The sequence below is a fragment of the Paenibacillus typhae genome, from assembly GCF_900099765.1.
Lineage (GTDB): Bacteria > Bacillota > Bacilli > Paenibacillales > Paenibacillaceae > Paenibacillus_AQ > Paenibacillus_AQ typhae.
On the sequence record NZ_FNDX01000003.1, the window covers coordinates 196982 to 222790 of the forward strand.

The 25809-nt window shown below is 52.9% G+C and carries 20 protein-coding genes; 2 read left to right on the top strand and 18 right to left on the bottom strand.

Annotation, left to right across the window (positions count from 1 at the left end; translation table 11 throughout):
* Positions 1 to 192: 192 nt before the first annotated feature.
* From BLR64_RS04205 to BLR64_RS04260, 12 genes are all read right to left on the bottom strand, one after another.
* On the bottom strand, positions 193 to 1497 hold the full coding sequence (locus tag BLR64_RS04205) for a replication-associated recombination protein A (RefSeq protein ID WP_090712474.1): 1305 nt from the start codon (positions 1495 to 1497) through the stop codon (positions 193 to 195).
* A gap of 132 nt (positions 1498 to 1629) precedes the next feature.
* Positions 1630 to 1911 (bottom strand): CD3324 family protein, encoded by a 282-nt coding sequence (locus BLR64_RS04210; RefSeq protein ID WP_039876272.1) that lies wholly within the window; start codon positions 1909 to 1911, stop codon positions 1630 to 1632.
* A 429-nt stretch (positions 1912 to 2340) separates the two neighbouring features.
* A complete protein-coding gene (locus BLR64_RS04215; RefSeq protein ID WP_090712476.1) occupies positions 2341 to 4542 on the bottom strand; it encodes a HelD family protein in 2202 nt (733 codons plus the stop codon).
* A 155-nt stretch (positions 4543 to 4697) separates the two neighbouring features.
* A complete protein-coding gene (locus BLR64_RS04220; protein ID WP_090712478.1) occupies positions 4698 to 5999 on the bottom strand; it encodes an NCS2 family permease in 1302 nt (433 codons plus the stop codon).
* 152 nt (positions 6000 to 6151) lie between these two features.
* Positions 6152 to 6907, bottom strand: a complete 756-nt coding sequence (locus BLR64_RS04225) for a tRNA threonylcarbamoyladenosine dehydratase (RefSeq protein ID WP_090712480.1) — start codon at positions 6905 to 6907, stop codon at positions 6152 to 6154.
* Between the two features lie 73 nt (positions 6908 to 6980).
* The gene (gene aspS / locus BLR64_RS04230; protein ID WP_090712481.1) at positions 6981 to 8759 is read right to left on the bottom strand and encodes an aspartate--tRNA ligase; all 1779 of its coding nucleotides are present in this window, start codon (positions 8757 to 8759) and stop codon (positions 6981 to 6983) included.
* A 43-nt stretch (positions 8760 to 8802) separates the two neighbouring features.
* On the bottom strand, positions 8803 to 10056 hold the full coding sequence (hisS, locus tag BLR64_RS04235; RefSeq protein ID WP_090712484.1) for a histidine--tRNA ligase: 1254 nt from the start codon (positions 10054 to 10056) through the stop codon (positions 8803 to 8805).
* Positions 10057 to 10988: 932 nt separating this feature from the next.
* A complete protein-coding gene (locus BLR64_RS04240) occupies positions 10989 to 11438 on the bottom strand; it encodes a hypothetical protein (protein WP_090712486.1) in 450 nt (149 codons plus the stop codon).
* Positions 11439 to 11466: 28 nt separating this feature from the next.
* Positions 11467 to 11973, bottom strand: coding sequence for a type 1 glutamine amidotransferase domain-containing protein (locus tag BLR64_RS04245; protein ID WP_090712488.1), 507 nt, complete (start codon positions 11971 to 11973; stop codon positions 11467 to 11469).
* A gap of 134 nt (positions 11974 to 12107) precedes the next feature.
* Entirely contained in the window at positions 12108 to 12287 is a 180-nt protein-coding gene (locus tag BLR64_RS04250; RefSeq protein ID WP_090712491.1) for a hypothetical protein, read from the bottom strand.
* A gap of 187 nt (positions 12288 to 12474) precedes the next feature.
* On the bottom strand, positions 12475 to 12918 hold the full coding sequence (gene dtd / locus BLR64_RS04255) for a D-aminoacyl-tRNA deacylase (RefSeq protein ID WP_090712492.1): 444 nt from the start codon (positions 12916 to 12918) through the stop codon (positions 12475 to 12477).
* A 22-nt stretch (positions 12919 to 12940) separates the two neighbouring features.
* The gene (locus tag BLR64_RS04260) at positions 12941 to 15121 is read right to left on the bottom strand and encodes a RelA/SpoT family protein (RefSeq protein WP_090712494.1); all 2181 of its coding nucleotides are present in this window, start codon (positions 15119 to 15121) and stop codon (positions 12941 to 12943) included.
* Positions 15122 to 15523: 402 nt separating this feature from the next.
* Here BLR64_RS04260 and uraA point away from each other — a divergent pair, with 402 nt between their 5' ends.
* Positions 15524 to 16834, top strand: a complete 1311-nt coding sequence (gene uraA, locus BLR64_RS04265) for a uracil permease (protein ID WP_090712497.1) — start codon at positions 15524 to 15526, stop codon at positions 16832 to 16834.
* Between the two features lie 350 nt (positions 16835 to 17184).
* Here the strand turns inward: uraA and BLR64_RS04270 are convergent, their stop codons facing one another.
* The 6 genes from BLR64_RS04270 to BLR64_RS04295 all read right to left on the bottom strand — a co-directional run bounded on the left by BLR64_RS04270 (position 17185) and on the right by BLR64_RS04295 (position 24006).
* Entirely contained in the window at positions 17185 to 17703 is a 519-nt protein-coding gene (locus BLR64_RS04270; RefSeq protein ID WP_039876305.1) for an adenine phosphoribosyltransferase, read from the bottom strand.
* A 176-nt stretch (positions 17704 to 17879) separates the two neighbouring features.
* Positions 17880 to 20279 carry a single-stranded-DNA-specific exonuclease RecJ gene (recJ, locus tag BLR64_RS04275; RefSeq protein ID WP_090712499.1) on the bottom strand — a complete coding sequence of 800 codons (2400 nt, stop codon included), beginning with the start codon at positions 20277 to 20279 and terminating at the stop codon, positions 17880 to 17882.
* A gap of 29 nt (positions 20280 to 20308) precedes the next feature.
* The gene (locus BLR64_RS04280) at positions 20309 to 21271 is read right to left on the bottom strand and encodes a cation diffusion facilitator family transporter (protein WP_090712501.1); all 963 of its coding nucleotides are present in this window, start codon (positions 21269 to 21271) and stop codon (positions 20309 to 20311) included.
* A gap of 124 nt (positions 21272 to 21395) precedes the next feature.
* Positions 21396 to 22292 (bottom strand): protein translocase subunit SecF, encoded by an 897-nt coding sequence (secF, locus tag BLR64_RS04285; RefSeq protein ID WP_090712503.1) that lies wholly within the window; start codon positions 22290 to 22292, stop codon positions 21396 to 21398.
* Complete coding sequence (gene secD / locus BLR64_RS04290; RefSeq protein WP_090712504.1) at positions 22282 to 23535, bottom strand: protein translocase subunit SecD; 1254 nt, start codon at positions 23533 to 23535, stop codon at positions 22282 to 22284. Before secD ends, secF begins: the two co-directional genes overlap by 11 nt.
* 219 nt (positions 23536 to 23754) lie before the next feature.
* On the bottom strand, positions 23755 to 24006 hold the full coding sequence (locus BLR64_RS04295) for a post-transcriptional regulator (protein ID WP_090712506.1): 252 nt from the start codon (positions 24004 to 24006) through the stop codon (positions 23755 to 23757).
* A gap of 216 nt (positions 24007 to 24222) precedes the next feature.
* Between BLR64_RS04295 and spoVB the strand changes: the two genes are divergently transcribed.
* Positions 24223 to 25809: a stage V sporulation protein B gene (gene spoVB / locus BLR64_RS04300; protein ID WP_279615454.1), complete on the top strand. Its 1587-nt coding sequence runs from the start codon at positions 24223 to 24225 to the stop codon at positions 25807 to 25809.

The following is a 25809-nucleotide window of genomic DNA, read 5'->3' on the forward strand; positions in this document are numbered from 1 at the left end:
TTTCATGTCAATTAACATGACAAATACGACATTTTCCGACTATAATCGCCTATATTCTATTACCTTCTACGTAATACTTCGCAATTTCCATAGGTCTGTATATCAAAAAAAGCCGCTGCGTACAGCAGGAAAATGACTTCCTGCTGCACGCAGCGGCTCATATTTTTATAGGGAATCCTTACCTTGAGGCTACTATAATCCCCGGCGCAGCCCCTGATTATACCGGATCTTGGCTTCGTTGCCCTGCTCGGTTGCCTCATAAAACACCTTGCCGGCAATCTGCTTGGGCAGATATTCCTGCCGCACGTAGTGGCCCGGGTAATTATGAGGGTATTGGTACCCCTCATGTCCCAGCTTCACTGCACCCTTATAATGCGTATCACGCAAATGCAGCGGTACCTCTGCGGACTTCAGCTCTTCGATGGTATTCATGACGTTAGCGATTGCTACAACCACCGCATCGGATTTCGGACTTTCCACGGCGAACAGGATCGCCTGGGTCACATTCAGTCTCGCCTCCGGCCAGCCGTTGTTGCGGTACGCGTCCAGCGCACTGACCGCCTGGACCATGGCCTGCGGATTCGCCAGGCCGATATCCTCACTGCAGGCGGCGATCAGCCGGCGGATGAAGGTCATCGGGTCCATGCCGAGCTTCTCGACGGCATAGAGGAACCAGAACAGCGCGGCGTCACTGGAGCCGCGGATGCTCTTGTGGAAGGCCGACAGCACATCGTACTGGGTCGACTCGTCCGCCTTTACAATCGGCCGGCGGATGGATTCCTCCGCCACAGCCAGTGTAATGTGCACGCTGCCGTCCGGCTCCGGCGCTGTAGTCATTGCCGCCAGCTCCAGCGCATTGAGCGCCCGCCGAATGTCGCCGTTGGCCATCGCCGCAATGTGCAGCAGCGCGTCTTCATCAGCATGCAGCCGCATGAAGCCAAGCCCGCGCTCTTCATCGGCCAGTGCCCGCCGCATCGCTTCCATGCTGTGCCCGCTGGTCAAGGATTCCAGCTGGAACAGCGTGGAACGGCTCATAAGGGCCCCGTTCACATAGTGGAACGGGTTCTCTGTCGTTGCGCCGATAAAGATAATCGTGCCCTTCTCAACGGCGGGCAGCAGCGCATCCTGCCGGGAGCTGTTGAAACGGTGCACCTCATCCAGAAACAGAATCGTCTTCGTGCCGTACAGCGCCTTGTTGCTCTGGGCGCGGTCGATTACCTCCCGCACATCTTTGACAGAGGCTTCAACCGCATTCAGCCGCACGAATTCGCCTTGCGTATGATGGGAAATAATATGGGCCAGCGTTGTCTTGCCGCAGCCCGGAGGGCCATACAGCAGAATCGAGGAGACCTGATCCGCCTCGATCGCCCTGCGCAGCAGCTTGCCCGGCCCGACAATATGCTCCTGGCCGATATATTCATCAAGACTTTGCGGACGCATGCGGTCTGCGAGCAGACGGCCGCCTCCGGTATTGTCCCCGAGTGAGAATAAGTCCATAAGTCCACTTCCTTGCTCTTAACTTTCAGGCAAGACGCACCTGAATTCCTCTCCCTATCATACCACAAAACATAGAAAGAGCATGACCTCGCTACGTTAAGCGGGCGCCATGCTCTTAGTTCAAATTCCAGGCTAGCGGTTCATCGCAAGCCGCATTTTTGAAATAATCTTGCGGATGCTTTCCTCTGAGAGGTGGTATCTCTTCTGCAGCTCGTTCACCGAGCAGCCGCTGCTGTGACTGCAGAAAATCTCCTTGTTGCGGCTGGCAATCTCCTGCCGGGAGCCGCTGTTCTCACCCCATCTTACACGTTGCTCCGTCTTCTTCGGGATGTAGAGCAATTCACCTTGAATGTATCCCTGAAGCTCTTCGAGCAGGCCCGGGGGGAGCACATCCTTTCCATTTACATAACTCACGTTGTGTTTCCTCCTTCAACAGGTGTGTCCCTTTGCGTCCGTCAATTGCAGCATCTAAAGTAATAATCATTGCACCTGCCTCCTTTCTTCAGCTCATATTTGGTAAATACCGTAAGTTCATTATATAAAACCCTATGGTTAGCGTCTACATTCGTTCTCATTTTTATTTCCATCTCCCCTCTGAGGGGCGGACCTGCTGTCAGGTGTTTGTAAGAAGGAGGCCTCGCGGCCTCCCCGTAAACAGGATTTCCGTCTTAGACGGAAACCACCTCGTATACTGAAATCATTTCAATCAGCCTCCTTCCAGAAGTAATCTTGCCCGGCCGGACACTTATTATTAAGCCATAGCAGGTACCGGGTTACAAGTTCAAGAACAGTTATAATCGTTCTTCACCAGAAGCGGAAAAGGTTTTTTGCCGAGCTGCAGGATTATTGTTCAGCGGCTTCCGGCCAGCCGGAAACCGTTTCTTCCCCTGCTGTCTGCACATAGGCAGGCAGTTCACCGCTGTGCAGCAGCCACAATTCGTGCAGCGCACGGGTACAGCCGACATACATAAGCTTGGCATTCCAGGCGGCTGCTCCATAATGGCTGGTATCGGCATCCGCCAGGATGACTGCATCGAACTCCAGCCCCTTGGACAGATAGACCGGAAGTACCGACAGCCCGCCGTGATATTGTGTCATGCTGCCGTCAATGAGATGGAGATCCTCGAACCCGGCAGCCAGCGCTGCATACAGCTCCTCCGCTTCACGAAGGCTACGGGTCAGGACAGCCACGGTCCGGTATTCACGCCCGGAGAGCGCCTTAAGCGCTACACTGACTGCCTGAAGGCGCTGATCCGCTCCTGGAGCCGCCTCAGCGGCCTCGCCGCCGTAAGCGATCAGGCGGACCGGATTACCGCTGCGGAACACCGGTACGGCCAGCAGCGGGCTCTGAACGCCTGCTGAGAGAATGCCGTTAGCAAATTCAATGATCTCCATAGTTGAGCGGTAGCTTCGCGTCAGCGCGTGGTAGGCTGTATGCTCAGGCGCGAACAGAGCCTGCATCTCCGCCCAGCCGTGCACGCCTTTATAGGCATGGATACCCTGTGACAGATCCCCCAGGATCGTGAAGGAGTGGCCCTTCACATACAAATCCAGCACCGCGATCTGGAAAGGCGAGAAATCCTGGGCTTCATCGATCACGATATGGTCAAAGCGCTCCGTGCCCTCATTGCCGCTCAGCAGATAGTGGATATAGAGCAAGGGAGGCAGATCTTCCTCGCGCAGGATGCCTTTTTTGAGATCCTTCGCCGTTTCCTTCAGCACCCCCTGAGGGATGAGCTCCGGTGCTTCTGCCGGCCAGTCCCCAGGCACCTTGGCCGCGCGGAATATCTGCTTATAGATCATCAGAGGCTCATACTTCGGCCATTTGCCGCCGTATGTCTTCTCCTTGGCTGCTGCCTTCTTCTTACGTTCCTTCAGCGCAGCCGCGGACGGGCTTTTCTTCAGCTCCATTTCAATCCAGCGGTGAATCCGCGCCATGACCCGCTCTTTGCGCTTCAGCGGCGGATAAGGGGCGTATTCCTCGTTATGCCAGCGCAGGATCATGGAACGCCGCAGCACTGCGCCTTCCCACGGGCTGAAATCCCCTTCGGGAACCGCTCCCGTCTCCAGCAGCTTAACGGCTGACTCAATGACTTCCATCAGCACCGTAGAGCCCTTGAAACGCCCCGGTGTTTCTTCTGTAATGTCCGGCATGCCGCCCTCTGCTTCAAACCAGCGGTTCAATGTCTCCGTCGTATTCTGCTCCGGCAGCTCCAGATTGAGTACATTAGCCGCCCAGTCCGGGAACGTGCTCTGGGCAATGTTACCGACCCCGAGCTCCGGCAGCACATCGGAGATATAATCGAGGAACATCCGGTTCGGAGCAAAGATTATCATTTTCTCCGCCGATACCTGCTCCTTGTATTGGTACAGCAGGAAGGCCAGCCGGTGCAGGGCAACTGTGGTCTTGCCGCTCCCCGCTACGCCCTGGATAATCAGTGCCGTATTCTTCACCGCACGGATAATCTTGTCCTGTTCCTCCTGAATCGTCGAGACGATATCGCGGAGCCGGTTATCCTTGTTCTCACCCAGCCGGTAGACGAGAAATTCGTCCGATACCGCCGGTGCATCGCTGTCCCGGTTGTAGGTATCCGCAACCCGTTCCAGGATCTGCTTGCGGATCACCACGTTGCGTTTCAGATACACAAGCCCTTCAATCAGCCCCTCCGGAGCTTCATATGAGGCCGGTTCCGTCCCTCCGGTAAAAGAATAAAACAGGCTTGCTACCGGTGCACGCCAGTCGATGACCAGCGGACGGTCGCTTACCTGCTCACGGTCTACGCCGATTTTGCCGATATACAGGGGCTGGGGCGCTCCATCACCGCTGCCCTGGAAATCCAGCCGCCCGAAGTAGGGCTCCGGCCGGAGCCTGGCCAAATCCTTGCGCCGCTGCTCCCTGGAATCCTCCAGCACCTGCTCCGTATAATCATGTCCGGTATACACCGGGGTGTTGCGCAGTCTAGCCAGAATCGAATCAATTTCGGTAAGCGTACTGTTCAGCCTGTCTTCTTCCTCTTGATAGGCACTTTGAAAGTTGTCCTCCAATTTCAGTTACCTCCTAAAAGTTTATGAGCATAGCCATCTGTGCAAGGCTGATATCACTTACACAAAAAGGATACTCATCATAGCACAACAGATTCACAAAATCCAGAATTATCTATTCAACTAAACGCAGCACTTCCCACAGCAATCCTGCGCCGTTATCCCATAAAAGCATGGAGCACAAAGTTCGCTACAAACAGCCCGGCAATCCCGTACAGCGCCGGAGGGACATCCTTGCCTTTTCCCATTGCCAGTTTAACAATCGGGTAGGTGATGAAGCCGAAAGCCATACCGTCTACGATGCTGTAGGTAAATGGAATCATAACCATTACCAGAAAAGCGGGGAACAGCTCCGTCATGTCGCTAAGATCCATCTCCCGCACACTCTGGACCATCAGGCCGCCGATGACAATCAGGATGGGTGCGATGGCACTGTCCGGCACATAGGCCAGCAGAGGGATAAACAGGAAGGTCGCCCCGAACAGCAGCCCGGTGACCAGCGAGGTCAGGCCGGATTTGCCGCCTGCCGCGATGCCTGCAGTGGATTCTGCAGCCGCAACGACCGGACTGCTGCCGAACAGGCCAGCTGCAATGTTGGCGACTGAGAGCGCCCGCAGGCTGCTCTTGAACCGTTCCGGCCGCCCGGCCATCAGCGTCTGTGAGGAGATCAGCCCGATATTCTCAAATACGACGATCAGAAGCAGCAGGAACACGGCAATCCAGAACACCAGGCTGATCACTCCGTTCCAGTCCATGCCGGCAAAAACATCACCATAGCCGGTAAATACATGGCCTGATTCTGTCGTCTCCGGCTTATGTGCTGCCCCGAGCAGATAAGCCAGCCCCGTGCCGGCAAGCATGCTGATCAGCAGCCCGCCGCGCGTTCCGCGGATGAACAGCACCAGCGCCAGAATCAGCGTTACACAGGAAGTGATAACTGCCGGATCGCTAAAATGCCCGATAGCCACAAAGGTAGTCCGGTGGGCAATGACGATCCCGCTTTTCTGCAGGCCGATAAAGGTCAGGAACAGCCCGATTCCGACCGTGATGGCATGCTGCAGGTTATGCGGGATGGCTTCGCTGAGAATCCGGTACAGCGATGTGAACGCAACGACTGCGAACAGTACCCCGGTTACCACAACCACCGCAAGCGCTTCGCGCCAGTCCAGCTTCATGGAATGGACCAGCGTATAGGTGAAGAAGGCATTGATCCCCATGCCGGGCACCACAATAATCGGCGTTTTGCCGCCGAAGGCCATCAGCAGGCAGCCTGTAACCGCAGTCAGCAGTGTAGCGACCATCCCCGCTCTGAGCGGCATGCCTGCGTCATGCAGAATGGCCGCATTGACCATCACAATATATACAGAGGCAAAATACGACAGGATTCCTGCAGCCCATTCCCGTTTCCAGTTATCGCCCGGCTCCAGACCCACGCTCTTCCGCCAAAAATTCGAATTCATTGTACAACCTCCACTGATTGTTAAGTTCCGCAGGCTATTACCCGGTTTTTACGGCCCATAACCGGCAAACCGCAATAAAAGGGCGCGCAGCCGGCTATCCGGCTGCTTACGCCCTTCGTCCACCATTCATTTATTTGTTGCCGGGGCCGGTTTTATACACTTACGCCGCCGGCCTTCAGAAGATCATTAACCGCAACACTTACCATAATCAGACCGACAACCGGCGGTACGAACGAATTGCTCGCCGGCGGCTGCTTGGCCTTGCGCCGGTCCGGCGCATCGGCAGGAACGATCTGTTCCGTTACATCTACACGCGGCTTCACCGGCACCTCAGTCGAGAAGACAACCTTGACGCCTTTTTTGATGCCGTCCTTGCGCAGCTTTTGACGGATAACGCGGGCAATCGGGTCCATCTCCGTTTTGGAGATGTCAGCCACCTTAAAGCGCGTCGGGTCCATCTTGTTGGCTGCGCCCATACTGGAGATCATCGGGATTCCCCGGGACAGGCATTCCTTGATCAGATGGATTTTGTAGATAATCGTGTCCGATGCATCAATGACAAAATCCGGCTTTAGCTTGAACAGCTCCTCATACGTTTCCTCCGTATAGAACATGTTCAGGGCGATCGCTTCGATCTCCGGGTTGATCAGCTTGACGCGTTCCACCATCAGATCCGCCTTTTTCTGGCCGATTGTGGTTGTGAGCGCATGAATCTGGCGGTTGATATTGGTGATATCCACCGCATCCTTGTCAATCAGGATAATCCGGCCAACACCGGTGCGGGCCAGCGCTTCAACGGACATCGCTCCGACGCCGCCGATTCCCAGCACCGCTACGGTGCTGTTCTTCAGAATTTCCAGACCCTCCGGCCCGATGGCCAGCTCTGTACGCGAGAACTGATGCAGCATAAGGTTCACGCCTCCTTTATTATGCGGCCTGTGGAGCCGCTTCTTACCGCTGCTCCACAGGCATTAATTGTAGTTAGTTTTTCACTTTTTCCGGCTTTGGCGCCAGCTTGATATGGAGCTGTTCCAGCTGTGCTGCATCTACCGGGGACGGTGCATCCATCAGCAGGTCGGTTGCACTTGCCGTTTTCGGGAAGGCAATCGTTTCACGCAGGTTCGTGCGTCCGGCCAGCAGCATAACCAGACGGTCAAAGCCGAAGGCAATTCCGCCGTGCGGAGGCGTGCCGTATTCGAAGGCATCCATCAGATAGCCGAACTTCTCATAAGCCACTTCAGGTGTGAAGCCCAGGGCTTCGAACATCTTCTCCTGTACATCGCGTTTGTAGATACGCTGGGAGCCTCCGCCCACTTCATAGCCGTTAAGCACGATATCGTAAGCCTGCGCACGGATCTTGCCCGGGTCGGTATCGAACAGGTGCAGGTCTTCGTCCATTGGACGGGTGAACGGATGATGCTCGGCCACATAACGCTTCTGGTCTTCGTCATAGCTGAGCAGCGGGAATTCGGTAACCCAGGCGAATTTGAACACACTGTCATCAATCAGGCCCAGCTGGCGGCCGATCTTCAGACGCAGGGCACCCAGTACATCGGCAACCACTTTTTTGTTATCAGCGGAGAAGAGCAGAAGGTCGCCTTCTTCAGCGCCGGTGCGTTCTTTTACAGCAGCGATTTCTTCTTCAGTGAAGAATTTAACGATTGGTCCCTTAAACTCGCCGTCTTTCACCTGAATCCAGGCCAGACCCTTCGCGCCGTAACGGGCAGCATATGGTCCGAGATCGTCGATTTCCTTACGAGTCCAAGTACCGCAGCCTTTGGCATTGAGGCATTTCACTTCTCCGCCTTTTTCGATCACGGAAGCAAATACCTTCACACCGCTGCTGGCAACGATGTCATTCATTTCAACAAGCTCAAGGCCAAAGCGCAGGTCCGGCTTATCGGAGCCGTATTTGCCGATGGCTTCGGCGTAGGTCAGGCGCTGGAACGGAACGGCAACCTCAACCCCTACCGTTTCCTTCAGCAGGCGCTGCATCAGGGTTTCCATCATGCCGAGCAGCTCATCCTGCGGCACGAAGGAAGTCTCGATGTCGACCTGGGTGAATTCCGGCTGGCGGTCAGCGCGCAGATCCTCGTCACGGAAGCATCGGGCAATCTGGTAGTAACGCTCGATGCCGCCGACCATCAGCAACTGCTTGTAAATCTGCGGCGATTGCGGCAGCGCAAAGAATTCCCCTTCATGCACCCGGCTAGGCACCAGATAATCACGTGCGCCTTCAGGGGAGCTTTTGGTCAGAATGGGAGTTTCAACATCAATGAAGCCTTCACCGTCAAGGAAGTCGCGGAAAATCTTCGCCGCCTTCGAGCGCAGCAGCAGCGTCTTGTGCATCTCAGGACGGCGCAGGTCGAGGTAACGGTATTTCATCCGCAGGGACTCATCCACTTCCACACCGTCTTCGATGAAGAACGGAGGCGTTTTGGCGGCATTCAGCACTTCGATTTCCGTAATTTGCACTTCAATCTCGCCTGTAGGCAGGTTGCGGTTAACCGTTTCTTCATCTCTCTTAACCACTTTACCCGTAACGGAGAGCACGTATTCACTGCGCACCTTATCGGCAATCTGCAGTGCTTCACCGGAGTAATCCGGATTAAACACGATTTGTACAATACCTGTACGGTCGCGCAGGTCAATGAACAGGACGCCTCCAAGGTCACGGCGAGTCTGTACCCACCCGTTCAGTGTTACAGTCTGGCCGATCTGCTCCGGCGTTAATTGTCCGCAATGATGACTTCTACTCATAATTTATCCTACCCTTTCATGGTTAAAATACGTTATCCGGTCCTTAGACCAGCGCCTGCGCCAGCTCTTCCAGCTTGACTGTCTTCTGTTCTCCGGTCTCCATTGATTTCAGGGCGATGACTCCGCTGTTCAGTTCGTCTTCGCCAAGAATCGCCGTATACCGCGCTGACATGCGGTCGGCTGACTTCATCTGTGCCTTCATTTTGCGGCCGAGATAATCACGTTCTGCAGAGAAGCCCTGGCTGCGCAGCAGGAACAGCTGCTTTGTGATTTCCTGATCTGCCGCTTCGCCAAGCGCTACGAAATATACATCGAGCGGCTTCACTGCCGGAAGCTCCACACCCTGATTCTCCAGAATCAGCAGGATACGCTCCAGCCCGATTCCGAAGCCGATGCCCGGCTGATCCGGCCCGCCGATTTCCTCAACCAGCCCGTTATAGCGGCCGCCGCCGCCGACGGTATCGATGGAGCCGATGCCGGCTGCTTTATACTCAAACGCAGTATGCGTGTAATAATCCAGTCCGCGGACCAGACGGGGATTGATGCTGTACTCAACGCCCATGGTATCGAGATGCTGCTTAACCTTCTCGAAATGGGTCGTGCATTCTTCATCAAGACTGTCCAGAATGGACGGCGCACCGCCGAACTTATCCTGATCAACCTTGCAGTCGAGCACCCGCAGCGGATTGCGTTCCATGCGGCGCTGGCAGTCACTGCACAGCGTATCGCGCATCGGTCTCAGGAAATTCAGCAGCTTCTCGCGGTAAGCGGCGCGGCTTGGCGCATTGCCCACGGAGTTCAGTTCAACCCGGACTTCCCTCAGTCCGAGATCTTTGTAGAACTGATATCCCAGCGAGATCACCTCGGCATCAATCGCCGGATCTACTGCACCAAACGCCTCAATGCCGAACTGGTGGAACTGGCGGTATCTTCCCGCCTGCGGACGTTCATAACGGAACATCTGGCCGATGTAATACAGCTTGCTGACATCCGGCTCGCCGTACAGCTTGTTCTGCACATAAGCACGCACAACACCAGCCGTTCCTTCCGGACGGAGCGCCAGGTCACGGTCGCCTTTGTCCTTGAAGGTGTACATTTCGCCCTCCACAATATCTGTTGTTTCACCGACGCCCCGCTCGAACAGCCCGGTGTGCTCAAACATCGGTGTGCGGATCTCCCGGTAATTGAACCGGCGGCAGAGATCTCTGGCCTTGCCTTCAACGTACTGCCATTTCTCTACGGCACCTGGAAGCACATCCTGTGTACCTGTAGGTTTCTCGAATCTTTCTTTAGCCACAGCCTATCCCTCCTGAAAATAACCCCTCTTGCCTAACATTGCTTGTACCTTAGCTTGCACAATTTCAAGTAGAAACGGCTTTGCCGTCCTTCAGGGAAGGCGGCAACCGTTTCTTCGAGAAAGATCAGACCTGTATAAGTCCTTAGACTTATACGTTCTGATATTTCACGAAAAAGCAAAAAATCCCTCGCCTCTGTTTGTAACAAACAGGGACGAGGGATTATCATAAACGATTATTCACCCGTGGTACCACCCACATTCCGGACTCATTCACCTACACTGAATCCGCTCAAAGCGGTTAACGCCCGCCTACGCGCAGCGGCTACTGACCCCAGGCAGGTAAGCTGCCTCGCGTTCGCCGTGCGTTCTCGGGGAAGTCATTCATCCGGTCATCAACAGAATCCTTACAGCCGTGCCGAAACGGATATGGCTCCTAATGAAGAGCAATAGCCGGTTCTGCGGGGATTCCTCTCTGGGGTCATGGATCTCGGATTACTTGGTCCCGTCATCAAAGCATTATAAACATTTCGTATATTGTTAGATTCTACTGAACCACTGCGCTAAAGTCAAGGAAGGAAATGAAATTCCCATGTAAATTTTGCAGATTGGGTGCACATAAAAAAAGTGACCTGCAGCCGATTGCTGCAGGTCCATAATCATATATTATAAAAAAGGGGGTCATGCTTCTATTATAGACACCCTATATTAAGGATTCATGTATGCAATATTACAGTTGTATTACAGAAAAGAAAGCGTTTTATTTACTGGGACATTCTCTGTCCGCCTTAGCACAAAACTACTTTACACTACGCTGCCCGAGCTGTCCAGTGAATTTTTGCTCTGCTGCACAAGGCAGCCCCGGCGGTCCATGCGGACCGGCCGGGGCTGCCTGCAGACTGCGTTCTGATGAACAGCCAGCAGTCATACTAATATTATTCAAAAACCTCTACATACGCATGCTTGCCTCGCAATGTCTCTACAACTTCATTATAGTGCTCCTCTGAAGTCTTCAGGGACATTACAATATGCACATCGCTCAGGTCGATGTCCTCGTTAACATCTGTGTCACGCAGAATGTCATTGTCTGCGTCAACATCGGAGCGTCTCAGCCCCTCATCGTCGCCGTCTGCTACCGCCGGAACCACCGCAGCTCCGCTCAAGGCTCCCGCTGTTCCTGCCACGCCCATTGTCCCGCCGGTAATCACTGAATTGTTGTACGGAACTAGCGGCAAAAGAAGATTCGGTCTGCGGTCCCTGCCGGAATCCAAGGGGTCTGTCAGCGGGGAAATTTCCAGCGCCTCCACACTGAATGGAATCAATGCCGTTTTAGCGCCTTCTGCTTCACTTTCCGTTCTGAAATAAGCCTGAATTCTTCTGGTCATGATTGTTCCCTCCTTCAATATTGGTTGATTACAGGACCTTCAGCAGCTCGCGCACAAAGGCAGGTTCATCTTTCGGCGTACGCGATGTTATATAATTGCCGTCAACGACGACCTCTTCATCCTTAAACTCCGCTCCTGCGTTAACGATATCATCCTTGAGCGGCGGGTAGGAAGTAATGGTGCGTCCTTGAAGCAGGTCTGCACTAATCAGAATCTGCGGTCCATGACAGATGGATGCAATCGGAATACCGGAAGCATCCGCTTCCTTCACGAAGGCAATAATGTCTTCATCCAGCCGCAGATTTTCGGGTGACGAGCCGCCCGGAATCACGATTGCGTCATAGTCACCGGCCTTTACCTCGCTGATGGCTTTATCTGCAGCATAGGAAACGTTTCCCTTTTTGCCCAGCAGCGTCTCATTCTTTTTCAGACCTATAATTTCAGCCTGATGTCCTGCCTGTATAACTTCATCGTAAGGTACCTTCATTTCGGAATCTTCAAAACCGCTGGCGAGCAGAAATGCTACTTTACTCATTGGATCAATTCTCCTCTCCGCTATTTTGTTCTCGTTTTCTTATTACCCGCAATATCCGGATTTCTAACGACACAACGCGGCTCAAACCAAAACTTGGCGGATTTTATCCCTGCAGCTTATACGCCATGCAAATCTCAGGTACGCGGCAGCAGCCCCCGGCTTCTGCCCTTCATGAGCGCAGGATCTTCCTCCCGCCTTGCTTCTTTCGCTGCCGCGGCTGCTTCCACAGTACTGCCTGCCGTGTTGACCGGAACGCTGGTCCATGCCCATGATTTTGGAGAATATCTCATCTTCGGATTACCTGCCCCTGACAAAATTTCAATCCTCCCTAGTTTATCCTGCACAAGCTGGCTCTATCCCCGTGCAGACGCTGCCATCAGGCCTTGCAGAGCAATCTCCCCGCCCCCGGCAATCTATAAATGCTGTAATATAAAAAAGCCGCAGGCTGCTCCTATACGGAACAACCTGCGGCATGCGGATATTCAAATTTCGTACGCTTCTCTAGTCCCGGCTGTCCAGGATCAGCGTAACCGGTCCCCAATTAGTAAATGATACATCCATCATGGCCCCGAACACGCCGGTCTCCACCTGAAGTCCGCCAGCTCTCAGCTCCTGATTAAAGTAATCATAGAGCTGCTTAGCCTCGGCAGGTGCCGCTGCAGCCATGAAATTCGGGCGCCGTCCCTTGCGGCAGTCCCCGTATAGCGTAAACTGCGATACGGACAAAATCGCTCCGCCCGTATCCGTAACACTATAGTTCATTTTGCCGGCTTCATCCTCGAAGATGCGTAGTCCGGCTATTTTGTCAGCCAGATATTTGGCATCCTTCTCGGTATCCCCGTGCGTTACGCCGATCAGCAGCATCAAGCCTTCATTAATGGCTCCCGTTACCGTCCCGTCCGCCGTAACCTTCGCTTCCTTGCAGCGCTGTACGACTGCTCTCATCTTAGTCTTTCAGCTCCTTGCCTTATTGCATAATCCGGTTAACCGTATATACATCCTTCACACGCTTCACCCGGTCGACAACCGACTGCAGATGATCCGTATTGCGGATGAGGATCGTCATATGAATCATCGCCATCTTGTTCTTGTCGGAGCGTCCGGTGACTGCGGAAATGTTCGTTTTGCTCTCGGACACCGCCTGCAGCACTTCATTCAGCAGACCGTTACGGTCATGGCCTGTAATCTCGATATCAACGCTGTAATTGGCTTCCATGCTGCCTTCCCACTCCACTTCAATCACCCGTGCCGATTCTTCCCCGTCACCGTCGGTCGGAATATTCGGACAGTCCTCACGGTGCACAGACACGCCGCGCCCGCGAGTTACATATCCGACAATATCGTCTCCCGGTACGGGGTTGCAACATCGCGCGAAGCGGACCAGCAGGTTATCAATGCCTTTGACACGCACACCGTTGGTAGGCTGGTTGCGGTTGCCGCCGCTGGATTTGATCTCCTTCATCTCGGTAGACAATTCCAGATGGTTGGCTGCTTCCTCCTGCTCCCTGCGGAGCTTCTCGGTCAGCTTATTCGCGATCTGCGAGGCGGTAATCCCCCCGAACCCGACTGCGGAGAGCATATCTTCGACGTCACCGAAGGCGAACTTCTTGGCCACATCGCTCAGCTTATCCTCGGTCAGGAAATCGGATACCTCCATGCTCAGCCGCTTCAGCTCGCGTTCGACTGCTTCACGGCCTTTTTCGACATTTTCCTCGCGCTTCTCTTTCTTGAACCACTGCTTGATCTTGCTGCGCGCATGGGAAGATTGGGCAATCTTCAGCCAGTCGCGGCTTGGGCCGTAAGAATTCTTGGACGTGAGAATCTCTACAATATCTCCGGTCTTCAGCTTATGGTCAAGCGGCACAATCCGCCCGTTCACCTTGGAGCCGATGGTCCGGTTACCGACCTCTGTATGAATACGGAAAGCAAAATCAAGCGGAACAGAGCCCGCTGGCAATTCCACAACCTCGCCCTTTGGCGTAAAAACAAAAACAAGGTCAGAGAAAAAGTCCATCTTAAGCGATTCTACGAACTCCTCGGCATCCTTGGCTTCATGCTGGAGCTCGAGAATTTCCCGGAAAAACGGCATGCGGTTCTCCGGATTTCCGGTGGTGCTTGTACCTTCTTTATATGCCCAGTGAGCGGCAATCCCGAATTCCGCCGTCCGGTGCATTTCCCAGGTACGGATCTGCACTTCAGTCGGCTCTCCGCCGGGACCTACCACAGTTGTATGCAGGGACTGGTACATGTTCGCTTTGGGCATGGCGATATAATCCTTGAACCGGCCGGGCATCGGCTTCCAAAGAGTATGAATAATCCCTAAAGTAGCGTAACAGTCCTTAATATTATCAACAATAATCCTGATCGCCAGCAGATCGTAAATCTCATTGAACTGCTTGTTTTTAGTGCTCATTTTGTTATAAACGCTGTAAATATGCTTGGGACGTCCGGACAGATCCCCTTCAATCCCCATTTCATCAAGCTTGGCGCGGATGCGGCCGATAACGCTGTCGATGAACTGCTCACGCTCTGCCCGCTTCTTATGCATCAGGTTCGCAATACGGTAGTATTGCTGAGGGTTCAGGTAACGGAGGGCAATATCCTCCATCTCCCATTTAATTGCCGAGATACCCAGACGGTCGGCTATCGGACAAAAAATCTCCAGCGTCTCGTAGGAAATCCGCCGCTGGCTCTCCTCTGACTGATATTTAAGCGTCCGCATGTTGTGCAGCCGGTCCGCCAGCTTGATCACAATGACCCGGATATCCTGAGCCATGGCGATAAACATTTTGCGGTAGTTCTCGTTCTGCTGCTCTTCCTTGGAGCGGAAGCGGATGCGTTCCAGCTTGGTCAGACCATCCACGAGCATGGCACAGGTATCTCCGAACTTTTCGCGGATCTGCTCCAGCGACACTGTTGTATCTTCAACGACATCATGCAGAAGTGCTGCAATAATGGAAATAACATCCATCTGCATATTGACGACAATATCTGCAACCGCCAGCGGATGCAGGATATAGGGCTCCCCCGATTTGCGAACCTGGCCGTGATGAGCCTGGTCGGCAAACTCATACGCTTCCCGGATGCGGAGAAGATCTTTTTCTTTTATATAGGCGCCGGCCTTTTCAATTAATTGCTCTATGCCCATTCTCGTCGTATCCGTTTCCTTTCTATAAGAAAACTCCATGACAGGAGTTTCTCGAAGATGTTGTTAAATCCATGCGTTTAGATAAATTCCGGAACCTGCATAATAAAATAAACCCGCAAGTGAAACCCTATTTGCAGGTCTTCAGCTCCTTTGAGCTGCACTACACGCAGTTTAAAGTTGTTTATAATTATGACGCTTAGGATGCATTACGTCAACACTTCCCATCGCCTGGCATACTGCTGCTTTTACCGAAAATTAAAGAATAATTTATGACAAAAACAAATAAAGTCTTACATTATTCAAAAAATGTTGTTGTCAAACGGCTTCGTACTATTTAATCTAGTAAAGGCGGTTTTCGCCAGGTTAAGACAAAACTACATAGAGAAAGAGAAGTGAACTCCATTGCAACGCGAAATTCAAGTTAACGAGAAACTCCCGTGGGGCCCGGGCTTTCTGCTGAGTCTGCAGCATCTGTTCGCCATGTTCGGCAGCACCGTGCTCGTCCCTAACCTGTTCGGGGTAGATCCCGGCATGATCCTGCTGATGAACGGTATCGGCACACTGCTCTATATTCTGATCTGCCGCGGCAAAATCCCGGCCTACCTTGGGTCAAGCTTCGCTTTTATCTCACCGGTGCTGAGTGTGCTTGGTAAATATGAGGGAGATCATCAGCGTGGATATTCGCTTGCACTGGGAGCGTTTATTATTACCGGTGTTATCTTTATTCTTGTCGCATTAATCATCCGTTATGCCGGAACCGGCTGGATTGATGTTGTATTCCCTCCCGCTGCCATGGGTGCTATCGTAGCTACGATCGGACTTGAGCTGGTACCGGTTGCCGCACGCATGTCCGGACTAATTGCTCCTGAAGGCGTTGCGGTTGCAGACTGGACTCCCGACGGTAAGGCTATTACCTTGTCATTGGTTACACTGGGAGTTACCGTTATCGGTTCGGTTATGTTCCGCGGCTTCCCCAAAATCATCCATATCCTCATCGGTATCGTTACCGGTTATGTGCTGGCCTATATTATGGGACAGGTCAATACCGGAGCTATTGCTGACGCCAGCTTCCTATCCCATCCGACAATCACTACTCCATCCTTCGATTTGCAGGTTATTTTGACTATTATTCCTGTATCGCTAGTTGTTATTGTTGAGCATATCGGCCATCTGCTGGTAACCAGCAACATCGTCGGCAAAGACTTGACCAAAGATCCCGGACTTGACCGCTCCCTGTTCAGTAACGGGATATCAACCGTTCTTTCAGGTTTTGTAGGCTCTACACCTAACACCACTTACGGTGAAAACATCGGCGTTATGGCATTGACCAAGGTATACTCGGTATTCGTAATCGGCGGAGCGGCTATCATCGCCATTCTGCTCTCGTTCTCCGGTACCTTCTCCTCCATTATCGCGAATATCCCGCAGCCGGTTATGGGCGGTGTATCCCTGCTGCTGTTCGGCGTTATTGCCGCATCGGGTTTGCGTATTTTCGTAGAACAAAAGGTTGATTTCTCCAAAGCAAGCAATATGATTCTGGCCACTTTGGTGCTTGTTGTCGGCATCAGCGGCATCTCGCTTAACATCGCCGGCGTACAGCTCAAAGGTATGGCACTGGCTACTATTGTTGGTATCGTGCTGTCCCTGTTCTTCAAGCTGATTGATGTGCTGGGCTTGTCCAACGAACAGGATCCGGAGAAATCTGCACACTAGACCTTTAACATAATACAGACTATAAGAGCAAATAAGAGCTGCCCCAAATGCTGAAAAGCTGCCGGGCAGCTCTTGCTGCTTTACAGGGAAGGAATTGAGGTAATTTATTGGGGATTAACCTTTCATTTGGGTGTTTCACCTCGCTGTTGGCTTATTTAATGGGATCCCCCCCTTATTCCAACTTTTATATATATTCTCTCCTGTGCGTATTACCTGTTTGCTACAGAGCCTGTTATAGATGAACCAGCGGTAATATCCATAAAATAGAAAAAGCGGACGGCAGTCGATATTCGACAACGGTCCACTTTTTATTTCCCGGGAAAAGATCAACGGAATATCTTACAATTCGTTTAGTCTTCGTAAGTCAGCAGGGATACAACCTCGATGTCCGAAAGCTTGTTACGGCCGGCCAGCTGTACCAGCTCAATCAGAAATGCTGCTCCGACAACCTTACCGCCGAGCTGTTCCACCAGGCTGACAGAAGTAGCGATAGTTCCGCCAGTTGCCAGCAGGTCATCAGCAATCAGCACATTTTGCCCCGGCTTGATGGCATCGGTGTGAACAGCAAGTGTGTCTTTACCGTATTCCAGATCATAGCCAACTTCGATCGTTTCGTACGGGAGCTTGCCGCTTTTACGGATAGGAACAAAGCCGACTCCCAGTGCGTAAGCCAGTGGAGCGCCAACTACAAAGCCGCGCGCTTCCGGTCCGGCAATGACATCAATGTTCAGATGGGATACCAGCGCCTTAAGCTCGTCAATCGCTGCGCGGTAAGCTTCCCCGTCCTTAAGCAAAGTAGTAATATCTTTAAAGCTGATTCCCGGCTGCGGGAAATCTTCAATTACGCGAATATTGTTTTTGAAATCCAATAGTATCATCTCCTGAAAGTTTTGTGAGCATCCGCCCACATTAATTGCTTCGTACAAAACTTACTTCGGAAGCATCTGCTTAGTTTTGTGAGCATCCGCCCACATTAATTGCTTCGTATAAAACTTACTTCGGAAGCATTTGTTTGTTTGGTTTTGTGAACTTAAGCTGCCCCAGCCTACGACACACCCTGACGGCGGGCCTGCATCCAGTTCTCCAGCTCGCGGGGGCTGCTTTCCATGAAATACTGCTCCATCTCGGCAGTCTGTCCTAAACGGACAAAATGGCGCGAAGCAGACAGATTTTTGGCTGCAGGCTGGGACACGAATGAGATCATTCCGCCGGTACGTTCGATAAAATCAAGCTCCTCGAACACATCCAGCATCCGGCCCAGCATCCGTACACTCAGTGAAGACTGGCGGCTAAGACGCAGCAGCACCTCATGCTCGGGTACTGCTGTAGCGGCAATGGAAGCCAGCAATTTATACAATACCTTAAAATGATCACGTGTTGGAACCTGCAGGCGGTCATGCCCGTCACGCCGGGCGTGAAGCAGGGCAATATTCTCGGCCTGAGGGAAAGCGGTAAGCAGGGCATCCAGCTGCTCCGGTGTTTCCGGCATGTCCAGCAGACACAGCAGCGACACTTTCCCGTCTGCCTCAGCTTGTCCATGATGAAGGACGTTAATTCCGGCTTCTTCATCATAAACCCACAGCGACATGCCCTTCAGGTCGTTGAGCGGCGAGAGGCGGCTGTTCTTAAAAACAGCCGCTGCGGTAAAAGGCGTGCTGCCGCTGTACGGCTGCAGCACCTCTTTGAGGCGGACAGCCTGCCGTACGGCATCTGCTGTTCCCCGCAGATCAAACAGCTGCGCCTCGGGCACGGCCAGATCCTGCAGCATGAGCTGCGGCTTACGGGAGCCGTTCCACTCATTGACGGACAGCTCGGCCAGGACGTCAATCATAGTCCCGCCGGGCAGAAGATCAGCCAGTTCGCCTTTGCCGAAGGCTACGGCTTCGATTGTGTGCCGCCCCTGCTGCAGGACAAGCTTCAGGTGTTTGCCCTCCTGCCCCATCTTGCGGGTCTCCTTCACGGCCGCTCCGCGCACAATGAATTTGGGCAGAGGATTGGACATACCGAACGGCGCCAGCCGGTCGAGTTCAAGCGCAGCCTGCAGCGTCAAATCGGAAATCGGGATATCCCCGTCTGCAGCGGTTACCGGGATCAGATGCTCGGGTGTAAGCACCGCTGCGGCATATTCATTCAGGGCTGCGGCGAAAGCATCCAGATTGTCGCGGTGCAGGCTCATTCCGGCAGCAGCCGGATGGCCGCCGTAATGGTCCATTAATCCGGCGCAGGAGGTAAGCGCCTCGTAAATATCCAGACCCGGAATAGAGCGGGCAGAGCCCTTGCACATGCCGGTCTCCGGATGAATATCAAGGATAATGACCGGACGGTAATACCGTTCAAGCAGCTTGGAAGCGACGATCCCGACAACCCCGACATTCCAGCCCTGATCGGCAAGCACGATAATATCCGGCGGCCGTCCGTCTCCGATCTGCCGGATGAGCTTATCAGTTGCTTCACCCACAATGCGTTCAACTACCATCTGACGTTCCTTGTTAAGCAGATCAAGCTCGCTGGCCAGCTGCCCGGCTTCATCGCTATCTGCAGTGGTCAGCAGGGCAACCGCACGGCCTGCATGATCGAGACGGCCGCTGGCGTTGATCCGCGGGGCTAAACCGAATGCTATATTGACTGCACTAACGGTATTCATCGTTATACCGCTGACCTCAAGCAGCGCGCGTACTCCGGGAAACGGGGATTTCCGCATGCTGGCAAGCCCTTTGCGGACCAGGCTGCGGTTCTCGCCCAGCAGCGGCATCAGATCCGCCACCGTGCCGATCGCGGCAATTTCACTCCACTCCTCGGGCACCTTGCCGTCAAGCAGTGCTTCAGCAAGCTTGTAAGCCACTCCTACTCCTGCCAGCCCTTTAAACGGATAAGGGCAGTCCGGCAGCTTGGGGTTAATCAAAGCAAACGCTTCCGGCAAAAGCTCCGGCGGCTCGTGATGATCTGTTACAATAACATCAATTCCCAGCTCAGCCGCGTACGCAATCTGATGCACGGCACTGATACCGGTATCTACTGTAATGACAAGTGAAACACCCTGCTGGACCGCCCAGTCCAGAGCATGATTATGCAGCCCGTAGCCTTCATTGGAGCGGTGCGGGATATAGATATCAAAGGAAGCGCCCAGATAGCGCAGCAGATAGATCATCAGCGATGTGCTGGATACGCCGTCAGCATCATAATCGCCGTATACCAGAATATGTTCCTCTTCTTGCAATGCCTTTCTGATCCGCGGTACAGCCTCGGCCATTCCTTTGAGCAGGAATGGATCATGGCTGTCATCCACCCCTCCGTCCATGAACAGCAATGCCTCGTCCGGGGCAGTAAACCCTCTGGTCACAAGCAAAGAGGACAGGAGCGGAGAAACAGAAAGGCTCCGGGCCAATTCCCGCACTTTATCGGGATCGGCTGCCGGAGATTGCCATCTAGTTTTTGAATGAAGCAATTGAGCTCACCTTTCTCTCGCCATGCGGCCTACTGTAGCAGCGTTGGAATATCATTGTCCGCAAGCTGGTGATTGGTTTTGTAAGGATAACCCGGATCGTACGGCACAACATCCATATGAACCTCACCGACATGGACAAAGCGGTGCTGTAACAGCTTTCTGGCACATTCCGAGATATCCTGGGCTTCCATTACTGTGATCCGCGGATTCACGCTGATTTTGACCTGGAGATTCACATACCGGCCTTGTTCTACCGCCTGAAGATGCTCGACGCGGATGACTCCGTGTACCCGCCCGACGGTTTCAATGAAATTGGCGGCTTCCGCCGAAGGCAGCTCCTGGCTTGTTTTGCCGTAGACCGAAGCGGTAATCATGGTGTAGCCTTTACGGAGAATCAGGCAGCTTGTCAGCAGGCCTGCAACCGGGTCCATGTAGAACAGCGGGCTCCAGCCAATATATCCTCCGACCATAGACAACGTTATTCCGATTAAAGCAGCTATCGAGCTATACAGGCTGAAACGGTGACTGTCCGCATATGCGGCATGGCTGCCGTCACCGATTTTTTTGAAGTAACGGTATTGATACTGGAAAATGCCCTCTTTTACTATAATGGAAATAAGAACCGTAACAAGTGCAGCAGGCGGAACTGTCGATAAATGTCCTCTGGTTAAATCCCGGATGGCTGAAAAAGCGATTTGCAGTCCGGCCATCAGAATCAGCGCGGAGAAAAGCATGGTAATAATGGGTTCCTTACTGCTCTTGCCATTCCCTGCCCGGCGGGCGGATTTAGGCTTCTGTGCCTGTTCTGAACGCCATGGGAGAACTTCCGCCAGCCTTGCTGCCGCGTCCGCTCCGGAATATAAGGCATCGCCCAGCAATGCCTTGCTGCCCGTGAAATAACCGATACCGCCTTTAGCCAGAGCCAGTACAGCATCACTGACGATCCCGTTCCAAGCGACCGTCTCACTTTGCGGTGATTGTTTGTCATTCATAACGAGCCCTCCTTACCTGGTAGCAAGTAATCTCATGTTGCAGCATACGCCTGTCAGCCAGTTCCAAAGATTCCGAAAAGCCGCGTCGTCTTTGACGCGGCTTTTCGGGCAATAAAGCTGAGACTTAGGCCGGATTGTTCTTCACGGCAGGCTTCTGGCGCTTCTTGAGCAGCAGCCAGAGCGGGCTTGCGATAAAGATGGAGGAATAGGCTCCGAACAGCAGCCCGATAACCATAGCCAGCGAGAACATTTTGATGGATTCGCCGCCCATTACAAGCAGGAAGAACGCGGCAATAAATACCGTAAATGCTGTGTAAAGGGACCGCATAAGCGTCTGGGATATACTCTTGTTGACCAGAAGCTTAAGGTCTTCATAGGTTTTCTGTTTACCGAAGCGCAGGTTCTCACGGATCCGGTCAAAAATAACAATGGTATCATTAATGGAATAACCGATAATCGTAAGCACCGCGACAATGAAGGTTATGTCCACTTCAAGACGGAAGATGGAGAATATTGCAACCACCATAAAGGCGTCATGGAGCAGTGCGACAATTGCCGCCAGGGCAAAGCGCCACTCAAACCGGATGCTTACATAAATAATAATCCCTAAACTGGACAATAGGACGGAGTATATTGCATTACGTGCAAGCTCCTTGGCCATTTCCGGGTCAACCGTATTGATCTCATAGGAAGCCTGATCATCGAGCTTGCTGATTGCAGTCTTCAGTGCTTCACTCTGCGTATTATCAAGTTCTTCGTCATAACGGATATTTACGCGCTGGTCACCGATGGTAATGCTTGGCTCATGGGCAAAGCCCAGACTCTCCAAGGCCGGTTTAAGCTCAGCCTGTGTAAGATTCTTCGACAACGATACATCCACGTTAGAACCTGCTCTGAAATCTACGCTGTAGTTCAAACCCAGGAACCCGAGAAAACCTACACCCAGTACAGTAAGTACAATAGAGAAAATAAAGAAGTATTTACTCCAATGCACGAAATCCATCTCTTTATTAAAGCGCACGGATGTCACTCTCCTTTACCCCAAATTGCTTAGGTTTCTTCAGGGCGCCAGCTTTGACCAGCACCGAAAGCAGCCAGTGGGCAAAATAGAGGTTGGTCACGATACTGAGTACAATTTCTACAATCAGTATCAAGGCAAAGCCTTTAACCGCACCGGTACCGAATGCGAACATAACAGCCGCCACGATAATGGTCGTCACGTTGGCGTCCATAACAGTCCGGAAGGAGGTTTTATTACCCGCTTTGACAGAGGACATAATGCTCTTGCCGCTGCGCATCTCTTCTCTTATCCGTTCATTGGTAATGATATTGGCATCAACGGCCATCCCTATACCAAGGATAAACGCGGCAATACCCGGTAGGGTCAGGGTAAAGTCAGCAATGACAAATACCAGAATCAGCAGCCAGGTGTGCAGAATCAGCGCGAAGCTGGCCAGAACACCGGGAAGCCGGTACATACCAATCATGAAAATCAAAATAATCAGGGAACCCACAAGACCTGCTCTGATCGTCTGTTCAAGAGACTGTTTACCAAGGGTTGCGCCGACGCTTTGCGAGTATTTCTCGGTCAGCTTCAGCGGCAGTGCGCCGAGGTTAATGGTATCAGCCAGTTCACGTGCTTCATCTAAAGTATAATTACCGGAGATGGATGCTTTACCGTCAGTCAATACCGCTCTAACGACCGGCGGATTGCCCAGTAGCTGATCGTCGAGATAGATAGCCAATGGTTGACCCAGCAGCCTCTCAGTGATCTCCGCGAATTTATCCTTGTCCTTAATGCTGATGCTGATCTCAGGCTGGTTCAGGTTATTACGCTGAACCTCGGCAGCATTCTCAACAAAATCACTACCCACGAGCTCTATCTTGCTGTATACACCTTCTGCATCACCTTCGGCGGCACTGCGGAATGTCAATACGGCAGGTTCTTTCATCTTCTCGCGGACTTCAGCCTCGTCGGTAACACCGGCAATCTTAAGACGAATGCGGTCTGTTCCCTCCGTTGTCACTTCCGGCTCGCTTGTGCCGAGTGCGTTAGCGCGTTTCTCCAGGCTCTTTGCAGTTTGCTGCAGCGAAGCTCTGGTCAGTTCACCGCCAGTATCCATAGGCGAAGCTTGATACAGAATCTCAAAGCCGCCTTTCAGGTCAAGACCCAGACGGACCTTGTCCAGCAGACCGGGTGTAGTGAACGCCATGACGCCGGTTAAAACGAGCACGGTAATGATAAAGCTCAACAGTCTCTTCATGCTCTTGCTAGTTCCCCTTTCATTACTCAATATTCCTATTATAGCTACGTGCGAAATCACCGTCAATTGAGCGCAGAATGACGGTGCCTAGATCACACAAAGAAACGGCGGGCTGTGCTCTGCTCAGCAAGCCTTCCGTTTGGATAGGTAGTGCCTGGTTATCCTCTCTTACTTTACTGCTTCCTCAGGCGGTTTGCAAAAGAAATTCGTTCCTGCAGGTCAGGTAATCCCCCTATAGGCCGCGAGCATCAGGTAATTCATATACGTTGTAGCTTTAAGCGAATAAATATCATTTACCAGCTTATACAGCGGAGGTTGGCCCTCCTTGGCATATTTGCTGCTCACGCACTCCCAGATATCCTTGCCAGTTACATATTCATAGCCCAGGAGCCGGAATTCCTCCGCTTTACTAGTGCACATAGCTTCGATTACATCACTAAGCTCCTCGTACTTCCACGGTTCCGATTCCAAGTAGTTACACCTCCCAAGGTCTGCACTGAAGCAGGCTACCGGATATATATTCGACCTTACCGGCCGACTATCCTTCTTCCCGCAAAAAAGATGTCGTATCCAAAGCTTGTCATGGATGGGCCGGGGTCAAGCATATCAATATACAAGCCCCGCAGCATCAGCGGAACGGCTCACCCGCGTCTCATTTTATTTCATTTCAGGAAGAAGGAGTGTCCCTTGAAGAAACAAAGGAAACAGACCTTTATACAGGGAACGATGATTCTGCTGGCTGCAGGCATTATTAACCGGATGCTGGGGTTTATACCCAGAATCGCACTGCCGCGGATTATCGGTGCTGAGGGCGTCGGCTTATACCAGCTCGGATACCCTTTTTTCATCGTGCTAATTACAGTTATTACCGGGGGATTACCGCTTGCTATTGCCAAAATGGTGGCCGAGGCGGAAGGGGACAATCAGCCCGGACAATCACGCCGCATTCTGCGGACAGGACTTACACTCAGCTTGGCGCTCGGCCTGCTGTTTACGCTGATAGCGCTGCTTAGCGCTTCATGGGTTACCCGCTTTATTTTGACGGACAGCCGGGTTTATTATACCTTTGTCAGCATGACACCGATGATTTCAATTGTGGCTGTATCCGCCATATTCCGCGGGTATTTTCAGGGCAGGCAGAACATGATTCCTTCGGCTCTTTCCTCGGTGCTGGAGTCGGTAGTCCGGATCTTTTTCATGCTGTGGTTCTCGTATCTGCTTCTGCCCAAGGGAATGGCCTATGCGGCAGCCGGTGCAATGCTGGGAGTAACGGTAGGGGAGATTGTGGGGATGCTGGCCCTGCTGGCCCAATACTATTTTATTGTAAAAAAAGATGAACAGCACAGCTCGGCACCCGATCTGGCCCCTGAGCCACTAAATGAGGCAGAAAAACCAGGCGGTACGCTGCTCAGCCGCATGCTCGGTATTGCCGTGCCTGTCACGGCGGGCCGGCTCGTCGGCTCCTTTTCTTATCTGCTGGAGTCGATAATTACCGCCCGCAGTCTGGCGCTTGCCGGAATTGCGGCTGCGGCGGCCACTGCCCAATACGGCTCCCTCCAGGGCATGGTGATTCCGCTGCTGCTGCTGCCGGGAGTTCTAAGCTCTTCCCTGGCGGTTTCACTCGTACCCTCTCTGTCGGAAGCGGCAGCCCGCCGCGATTTGCCGGCAATCCATAAACGGATGCACCAGGCGCTTAGGCTTGCTTTGGTTACAGGCGCTCCCTTTGCGGCCATTATGTATGTGCTCGCCGTACCGCTATGCACACTGATGTACGGGAACGCGGACACCGCTCCTATGCTGAAGCTGATGGCTCCCTTCGCCCTATTTCTGTATGTACAGGCACCGCTGCAGGCAGCCCTTCAGGCCATGGACCGGCCCGGACGGGCGCTAATTAACACACTGGCCGGAGCTGTGGTTAAAATCCTGCTGATTCTCATGCTGGCCTCCCGGCCGGAGTACGGGATTTACGGTGCCATTATCGCCATTATCGTTAACAGTATCCTGGTGACGCTGCTGCATGGGGCCAGTGTCGTGAAGCTGATCCAATTCTCAATCCGGATTACCGATCCGCTAAAAACTGTTACAGCCATGATAATTATGGCTGCCGGGACCTCTTATGTGTATACTTCCGTGCCGCTCTCCGGCACCATGTGGCTGCAGTTCCTGTTCGCCTCCGCAAGCGGGATGGCCCTGTATCTGGGCATCTGCCTGCTGTCCGGCCTGATCTCTGTCCGGGATCTGGACCGGGTACCTTTTTTCAGACGACGGCGTTAA

What these genes read in the sequence shown, in the direction of transcription:
- BLR64_RS04205 (WP_090712474.1), bottom strand. Translation starts at nt 1,497, where the DNA reads ATGGACTTATTCTCACTCGGGGACAATACCGGAGGCGGCCGTCTGCTC.
- BLR64_RS04220 (WP_090712478.1), bottom strand. Translation starts at nt 5,999, where the DNA reads ATGAATTCGAATTTTTGGCGGAAGAGCGTGGGTCTGGAGCCGGGCGAT.
- BLR64_RS04225 (WP_090712480.1), bottom strand. Translation starts at nt 6,907, where the DNA reads ATGCTGCATCAGTTCTCGCGTACAGAGCTGGCCATCGGGCCGGAGGGT.
- aspS (WP_090712481.1), bottom strand. Translation starts at nt 8,759, where the DNA reads ATGAGTAGAAGTCATCATTGCGGACAATTAACGCCGGAGCAGATCGGC.
- BLR64_RS04240 (WP_090712486.1), bottom strand. Translation starts at nt 11,438, where the DNA reads ATGACCAGAAGAATTCAGGCTTATTTCAGAACGGAAAGTGAAGCAGAA.
- BLR64_RS04245 (WP_090712488.1), bottom strand. Translation starts at nt 11,973, where the DNA reads ATGAGTAAAGTAGCATTTCTGCTCGCCAGCGGTTTTGAAGATTCCGAA.
- dtd (WP_090712492.1), bottom strand. Translation starts at nt 12,918, where the DNA reads ATGAGAGCAGTCGTACAGCGCTGCAAGGAAGCGAAGGTTACGGCGGAC.
- BLR64_RS04260 (WP_090712494.1), bottom strand. Translation starts at nt 15,121, where the DNA reads ATGGGCATAGAGCAATTAATTGAAAAGGCCGGCGCCTATATAAAAGAA.
- BLR64_RS04280 (WP_090712501.1), bottom strand. Translation starts at nt 21,271, where the DNA reads ATGAATGACAAACAATCACCGCAAAGTGAGACGGTCGCTTGGAACGGG.
- secD (WP_090712504.1), bottom strand. Translation starts at nt 23,535, where the DNA reads ATGAAGAGACTGTTGAGCTTTATCATTACCGTGCTCGTTTTAACCGGC.